Raw genomic sequence first — 8048 nt, 5'->3', positions numbered from 1 at the left:
TTGTCCCTTACCCGACAGCGAAGAAGTCTCTGTAATGGAGATGGAGCGAAGGGGCGAACAATCAATAAGTTTGAGTAAATCAGAATCATGCAGACAAGGAGAGCTGATATCATGGTAAATGAGTTGCTTGGAATACAATACAACATTGCGAAAGCAAATGTAACTGACAGGAAAGTTCAAAACCTTGCGTCCTATATCAATATAAACAGCCTTAGGGCAATCCATAAGACTATGGATAAAAATAAGGCAAGTGGAATTGATAAAGTGACAAAAGAGAAATACGAACAGAACCTGGAGGAAAACCTTGAGAATCTTGTGAAAAGAATGAGAATTGGCAGTTATCGCCCCAATCCTACAAGAAGAGTTTATATTCCCAAGGAAACAAAAGGCAAAATGAGACCACTTGGAATATCCAGTTATGAGGATAAACTGGTGGAGAGCGCAATCGCACAGATACTGGAGCAGATCTATGAACCGAAGTTTTATAATGAGAGTTTTGGATTCAGACCAAACAGAAACTGTCATCAGGCAGTTAGGGAAATCATAGAAATGGTTCAGCATCGCAAAACGAATTATGTGGTGGAAGCGGATATCAGAGGATTCTTTGATAACGTAGACCATGAGTGGCTGATGAAGATGCTAAGACACGATATAGCAGACAAGAGATTTCTTGAGGTTATAGAGAAATTTCTGAAAGCGGGTATCATGGAAAACGGAAAGTATCTTGACAGTGAACGTGGAACACCACAGGGAAACGGAGCCAGTCCGATACTTGCAAATATTTATCTGCACTACGTACTGGATAACTGGTTTGATGTGATTGTAAAGAGGCAGTGCAGCGGAGAATGTTACTTAATACGTTATGCAGATGATTTTGTCTGTTGCTTTCAGAGTGGATACGAAGCAAAAGTATTTCGAGAGAAACTAGAAGAACGTTTTGCAAAGTATGGACTCGAACTAGCGGAAGAAAAGACCAAAGCGTTGGAGTTCGGAAGGTTTGCCAGGCAGAATAGAGAAAGAAGAGGACAGGGAAAACCAGATACCTTTGACTTTCTAGGATTCACATTTTATTGCGGAATGGACGGAAAAAAGCAGTTTTTCCGTTGTAGAGTGAAAACGAGTAAGAAGAAGTTGCGCAGTAAAATAAAAGCAATGAAAGAATGGATAATGAATCACAGGACACTGCCGCTGGAATGGATATTCAAGATTATCAATGCAAAACTGCGAGGATATTATCAATACTATGGTGTAACTGATAATACAAGAGAAGTTAAATCATTCCTGTGTATAACAAAGAAACTGCTGTTTAAATGGCTAAATCGTAGAAGCCAGAGAAGAAGTTATACATGGGAAACATTCAACAATGGGCTGCTTAGGACATTCCCACTATTAGAGCCAAGAATCAAAGTAAGCCTGTTCTACAGGTAGTATGAATATAAAGTGAAAAGCCGTATGCGTTAATAGCGCACGTACGGTTTTGTGTAGGGATATGGGGAGTAATCCCCATATCTACTAGAGAGGAATTCCGAGAAAGAAGGTTGAGAAAAAATACCTCAGAGTAAAATAAGATTACTGACTTTGCACGGTTAGTAAAAAATCTTATTAAACAGTGAGGTACTTGAAATGAATTATAACACACAGAACGCAAAAATTGCATCTATTACGGAAAAACTTTGATCGTTGGTATTGATGTGGGAAGTGAAACCCATTACGCAAGGGCTTTTAACTGGCGCAACTATGAGTACTCAAAGAAGCCGTTCGCCTTCAGCAACGATGAAGCAGGATTTCCCTCATTTAAGGACTGGATGGATGATATAGCAGAGAAACATGGAATGGAAACTGTGATTCCAGGAAAGGAACCAACAGGCCACTACTGGCTAAACCTTGGAGCGTACCTGCAGGAACAGGGAATGAAGCCTGTACATGTGAATCCGCATCATGTCAAGAAATCCAAAGAACTGGATGACAATAATCAGAGTAAGAATGACCGTAAGGATCCAAAGACAATTGCGGGTCTGGTGAATGAAGGAAGGTTCTCTTATCCATATATTCCAACCGGGATTTATGCAGAGATCAGAAATCTGTCTAACCTTCGTATTCAGACACAGGAAGAGATCACAAGGATCAAGAACAGGATCGCCCGCTGGTTCAGCATCTATTTTCCAGAAATAAAAGATGTTTACAGGAATCCGGATGCGGTAAGCGGACTGATGGTGATCAAACAGGCACCACTGCCCTGCGATATCAAAGAGCTTGGTGTGGATGGAGTGAATAAGATATGGAGAGATGCAAGGCTGAAAGGTGCTGGGATAAAGAGGGCAAGGACCCTGGTAACAGCAGCGGAGCACAGCATCGGAAATACGGAAGCACCAAGAAGTGCCAGAAAAGAGATCCGAAACCTGCTGGAAGATTACGAGGGATATAAGAAACGGATGGATGAACTTATGGAAGAGATAGAGAAAACACTTTCTGAGATCCCCTATATAGATAAGCTGATGGAGATCAATGGGATAGGGATAAAGGCGGTAAGCTGCTTTATTGCAGAAGTAGGAGACATTGGACGTTTTGATAATCCAAAACAGGTGCAGAAGCTTGCCGGTTATTCCATTGTTGCAGACAGCTCCGGGAAACATAAGGGGGAGAGTAGGATCAGCCACAGGGGAAGAACGCGTTTGAGATATGCGTTGTATGAAGCTACGATCTCCGTGATCGGAAAAAATAAAGAGTTTAAGGAGATCCATAGTTATTACCGGACAAGGGAGAAAAATCCGCTGAAAAAGATGCAGTCGGTGATAGCGGTGGCATGTAAACTGATCCGGATATTTTATACAATACTAACGAAAGGCGTGGATTATGACGGACAGAAGATGTTAAATGACATTGTAAGACCTGAAATACAGCCAGCAGCATAAAGAGAAAGAAACAGTGTATCATGGCCGGTCTGAGTCTTTGAAAGGAAAAGATGGAAGACTGAGACCAGCCATGATAGCTGGAAGCAATAAACAAAAGGAATGTAACAGGAAAACGTTCACCGGAAGGTGCTGTTGCAGGAAAGAAGTCAGTAATACAAGAAACAAAGAATGAGCCAGTAGTCGGTAGGAATACACACCAGAGGGCAAGACCCTGTAAAGGAGCTGAGCTGACACCCTGGTTATGGACAGGCGGGACGAGGGAAGTTAGGACTCGGCATAGACTGATGATCCTGGTAGACATGGGAGATTCGTTGCCGTAGATGGATGGGTACACACAAGGCCATGTAGAACGAAATAAGAAGACGTTTTACTTTGTGCGCCCAAAATCCACTATTTTCGTACCAGATACAGAGAAATGTCCATTCCTATGGCTCTTTCTTCTGAGATATTTATTGATGAAACATTAAAAAATCCTTGATTTTTAAGGAAAAAAGACTTGACTATATAGGGAGGATTAATGAAAACGATAAAAAAAATACAGTATTATATGGTTCCGATATTATTGCTAATAGTATCTTTTGCAACTGTTTTTAGTCAGACAATTTGGGTGGATGAAGCATATAGTTTGGAATTAGCAAAACATTCATATATGAATTTAATAAAAATAGATGCATTAGATGTTCATCCACCGTTGTATTATATTATATTAAGAACAGGATTTTTGATATTTGGAGTAAGTGAAAATTTTATTTGGATTGGTAGATTTGTTTCACTTGTTCCGTATGTGATTTTAATGATTATTGGATTTACCGTAATAAAGAAAAGGTACAGTAAGACAATAGCATACTTGTTTAATGTGTTTATAATGGGTATGCCGCAGATGCTACGCTATTCAACGGAAATACGAATGTATAGTTGGGGAATGTTATTTGTTACATGTGCATTTTTACAGATGAAGCCAATAGTTGAAAAAAATAAATTTAAAAGCTATGTGATGCTAACGCTGTTTTCTGCATTAGCATCATATACGCATTATTTTGCATGCGTCTCAGCAATTGTCATATATGCTGAAATTATATTGATGTTTTTTAGAAAAAAAGAAAATAAGAAAATAATAAGGGTGTTATTATCGGGTATGGGAGTTGCTGTATTATATTTGCCGTGGCTTTTAATATTTGTGAAACAATTATTGATAGTTAAAGAGGATTATTGGATAGGACCGGTGTCAATACATTCGATAATACAAAATTTTCTTTTTTTGTTTTCGACAAATATTAGAATTATAGAGATAGTAAGTGTTACAATAGTTGGAATTGGGATGTTTGGTGCAATAAGAGCATTAAGAAAAAGAAAGAATTATGAAGCTGTTTGTGGAATTACTATATGGTTAGGAACAATAATTTTAGGGATTTGTTTGTCTTTATTAATACGTCCTATATTCGTATCAAGATATGTGATGAGCGCTGCTGCTTGCATGTGGTTGGGAATATCAATTGGAATATCAGAGATAGATAATAAACGTATAAATAGAGCACTCGTTTATACAATAACGATTATTGGTATTATACTTGCAACTGATTATATCAAAAATGAACTCAATGATAAGAGCGCAACAAATTATACATTATCGGAATTAGAAAAAAATATAGATTCTGAAACAGTAATATTAAGCAATTATAATCATGTACAGAGGGTGATTTCTTATTTTTATCCGCAAAATAATAACATAGTAATTGAGGATGAATTATCGGAATTGACAGAAAAAGTATATGAAGAATGTAAACTAGAGAAGATAGAAAATATAGATGAAATAAAAAAATATCAATATAAAAATAGAATTTTGGTGTTAGATAGCAATGGATTATTGATTGAGGAATTAAATAAAATAAATTGTCAATTGAATTATTTAGGAAGCTACAAATTGGACAGGTATTCTTTTGAAACATATATTATTGAGCAGTGAAAACGGAATATTACTCACTTTGACAAAATGGTGGATATAGGAGTTCCTGTATACTTTAAAGAGTAAAAGGAATTGACCAAAAAGAATACCTCAAGTAAATTTAGATTATTACTGACCGGCCAGTTAGTAAAAATCTAAAGTACAAGAGGTATCTGAAATGAATGTTAAAACAAATAAGACAAAAAAGCAAGCAAATGTAGAAAATCAGGCAGTTAATCTTTTATCAAAAGAAGAACTCTGCAAGCGGATGGAAGGTGTTGAAAAAGAATTAAAATCGTATACCTGGAGAGAACTGGAAACAAACGGTAAATTTGCAAAAAATGATAAACTTTCCTTTATCACGGATGACATGCTTATAGTTGGATGCGATATAGGCAGTGAAACTCATTATATAAGAGCAATCGACATCCGAGGAAGGGAATTAAGCAGAAAAGCATTTGAATTCAGTAACACAGCAGAAGGCTTTGAAGCAGCTAAAGTATGGATGCTGGAGCTTGCAGTACAGAATAGAAAAAGCCAGATTGTCCTGGGGCTTGAACCGACTGGCCACTACTGGTTTACACTGGCTGCATGGCTGATCACGGCTGGAATCAGCGTTGTCCAGGTGAATCCATATGCTGTAAAACAGAGCAAGGAAATCGAAGACAACAGCCAGCTCAAAGATGACAGAAAGGATCCTATAGCAATTCCATAAATTACTGCAACTCTTGACTAAAGTGATATGCTTAAGCTAAGAGGTGATAGATATGTTACACAACGAAACCAGAAATCTTTTAATTCAAGCTTATAACAAAACACACAACGCAAAAGAAGTAGCAGAATGTTTTTCTGTTGATGTCAGTACCGTATACCGTCTGGTTGAACAAATGAAACGGGAAGGTTCTGTTTCTGTCAAGACAAGTCTCAGGGGGCGTAAAGCTTCTCTCAAAGAGGCTGACCTGCAAAAAATACAAGAACTTGTACAACAAAAACCCGATATTACACTCCAGGAAATTATAGATACCTTTCAGCTAAAAATCTGCATCGAAACTGTCAGAAAAGCATTAATAAAACTGGGATATTCTTATAAAAAGAAATCCCTTCATGCCTCCGAGCAGGAGCGTCCCCGATGTACAGGAGAAACGCCGCTCATGGAACGGGACTATGTCTGGCATAAATGCTGAACACTTGGTATTTCTTGATGAAAGCGGTATTAATACAAATCTCACAAGACTCTATGCACATGCATTACACTGGAAAAGGGCGGTTGACGCTGCACCATTAAATACACCAACAGCAACAACTGTCCTTTCATCCATCCATCTGGATAGTACAACGATATTTACCATCTATCAGGGTGGCACAACAGCAGCGCGATTCCGTGAATACATAGAAAATCAGCTAGTTCCAAGTCTCAAAAAGGAAGACCTTGTAGTTATGGATAATATGCGTTCCCATCATGCCAAAACAGTGACAGAATATCTGGATAAAGCAGGAATTCACTATGCTTATCTACCACTGTACAGTCCAGACCTGAACCCAATAGAGAAAATGTGGTCAAAAATGAAGGCGATTCTTAGAAAACAAAAAGTACGTGTCGCTTCTGAGCTGCCTGAAGCTGTAAAAAAAGCTCTGGAAACGATAAGGCATACGGATTGTGAGGGGTGGTTCCATGCGTGTGGATATATGCACTAATTTATGAAAATGCTATAAACTGATTGCGAATCTTGTAAAAGATGGGAATTACGGAATGCCTTATCTTCCGGAAGAAATCTATGCAGACATGAGAAAACTTTCGATGTTCAGGGATCAGCTTACAGAAGACCGTATTAGAAATATTAACCGTCTTCACAGGGAGCTTAAGATCTATTTCCCAGAATACATGGACGCATTTGGAAAAAATCGATGGTACATTCGCATTGGAAGTATTGAAAGTGTCGTGCATTCCATCAGAGATTACAGAACTGGGGACAGAAGGTCTGAGGAACATCTGGCATGAAGCGAAGCTAAGAGGACGCGGCTATAGCAGAGCCAGTGAAATCGTGGAGTATGCAGAAAAAAGCGTAGGACTGAAAGATGGATCCAGTGTCGGTCGTGAGACAGTGAAGTGGTTTGCGAAAGAAATCATGAAACTGGATGAACAGCTTGCCTGGATAGAGAATACCCTGCATAAAAAATGCATGGAAATACCTTATGCAGAAAATATCCTGGAGATCAAAGGCGTGGGTGAAAATATTTTAGCCGGAATTGTGGCAGAAATGGGAGACATCAGCAGATTTGATGATGTAAAAGAAATCCAGAAATTAAGCGGAATGAGTCTTGTAGCATGCAGTTCAGGTAAGCACAAAGGGCAGACAAAGATCAGTCACAGGGGACGCAAACGGCTCCGGTACTGGCTGTTCCAGGCGGCAAAATCAGCAGTTTCCCATGCCGAAGAATTTAAAGAATTGCATGTATATTACACAACACGGGCTGACAACCCGCTGAAAAAGATGCAGTCCCTGATAGTGATAGCCTGCAAGATATTAAGAGTAATATACACCATCCTGAAGACAGGAAAAGACTATGATCCGCAAAAAATGTTAAAGGACATCAAACGGTCAAAAGCTGCATTAGCAGCAAAAGCAGCATAAAGAGCAAAAACAGTGAATACTTCCAGAACTCTGTCGAGTCTGTGATAATCCGAATTGGAGACTGGACAGGGTTCTGGAACAGAAACCCGTAAATGATGAGGTCTGAAACGGACCACATCAGCCAAAAGACTAACAGGAATCTGTAATGGTATAGCGTCCACTGAGTAAATCAGTACCATAATAGATGAATGCAGGTCAGTAACAATCGAACAGAAAAAACAAGAGCTGTAGTCGGCATCGGTGTTTACCATGGGGCATGGACCCTGTTTAGGAGCTTGGCTGGCACTCAGTGTATGGTAGATGGGACGAAGGAAGTTGGGACATGATCCCTTTAGGCACGGAAGGTTCATCATCATAGTTGATCAGAGGGAAAATAGCCTTTATAAAGCAAACAAAAGGGATGCTTTTAAAACTATATCTATTTATCAGCTATTCGGTACATGATACTACGATATCCATCACTCCCGGCTCTGTTTTTGAGGTAAATGAAAAGTCTAATCCCCCAGCTATGCTGGGGAGAATAGAGTAGTCGGAAGTGGTGAGGATAACAAAATAAAGCCT

The 8048-nt window shown here is 39.0% G+C and carries 7 protein-coding genes and 1 pseudogene; all 8 read left to right on the top strand.

Annotation, left to right across the window (positions count from 1 at the left end):
- The first annotated feature begins 111 nt into the window (after positions 1-111).
- The 8 genes and pseudogenes from ltrA to I2G42_RS15900 all read left to right on the top strand — a co-directional run bounded on the left by ltrA (position 112) and on the right by I2G42_RS15900 (position 7487).
- The gene (gene ltrA, locus I2G42_RS15930) at positions 112-1428 is read left to right on the top strand and encodes a group II intron reverse transcriptase/maturase (protein ID WP_055228367.1); all 1317 of its coding nucleotides are present in this window, start codon (positions 112-114) and stop codon (positions 1426-1428) included.
- A 195-nt stretch (positions 1429-1623) separates the two neighbouring features.
- A pseudogene (locus I2G42_RS15925) lies at positions 1624-2912 on the top strand (IS110 family RNA-guided transposase).
- 517 nt (positions 2913-3429) lie between these two features.
- A complete protein-coding gene (locus I2G42_RS15920; RefSeq protein ID WP_055228368.1) occupies positions 3430-4875 on the top strand; it encodes a glycosyltransferase family 39 protein in 1446 nt (481 codons plus the stop codon).
- Positions 4876-5032: 157 nt separating this feature from the next.
- The gene (locus tag I2G42_RS15915) at positions 5033-5569 is read left to right on the top strand and encodes an IS110 family transposase (RefSeq protein WP_082424985.1); all 537 of its coding nucleotides are present in this window, start codon (positions 5033-5035) and stop codon (positions 5567-5569) included.
- Positions 5570-5621: 52 nt separating this feature from the next.
- A complete protein-coding gene (locus I2G42_RS15910) occupies positions 5622-6038 on the top strand; it encodes a helix-turn-helix domain-containing protein (RefSeq protein WP_055228369.1) in 417 nt (138 codons plus the stop codon).
- Positions 6019-6549: an IS630 family transposase gene (locus I2G42_RS15905; RefSeq protein WP_082424986.1), complete on the top strand. Its 531-nt coding sequence runs from the start codon at positions 6019-6021 to the stop codon at positions 6547-6549. The genes I2G42_RS15910 and I2G42_RS15905 overlap by 20 nt, the downstream gene beginning before the upstream one ends.
- 55 nt (positions 6550-6604) lie before the next feature.
- Entirely contained in the window at positions 6605-6853 is a 249-nt protein-coding gene (locus tag I2G42_RS16920) for an IS110 family transposase (RefSeq protein WP_242856721.1), read from the top strand.
- Positions 6747-7487, top strand: a complete 741-nt coding sequence (locus I2G42_RS15900) for a transposase (protein WP_242856490.1) — start codon at positions 6747-6749, stop codon at positions 7485-7487. Before I2G42_RS16920 ends, I2G42_RS15900 begins: the two co-directional genes overlap by 107 nt.
- Positions 7488-8048 lie beyond the last annotated feature (561 nt).

Source organism: Fusicatenibacter saccharivorans, from assembly GCF_015557635.1.
In the GTDB taxonomy this organism is placed as follows: Bacteria; Bacillota; Clostridia; order Lachnospirales; family Lachnospiraceae; genus Fusicatenibacter; species Fusicatenibacter saccharivorans.
Note: the sequence above shows the minus strand (reverse complement) of the source record. Positions and strands in the feature narration are given on the sequence as shown.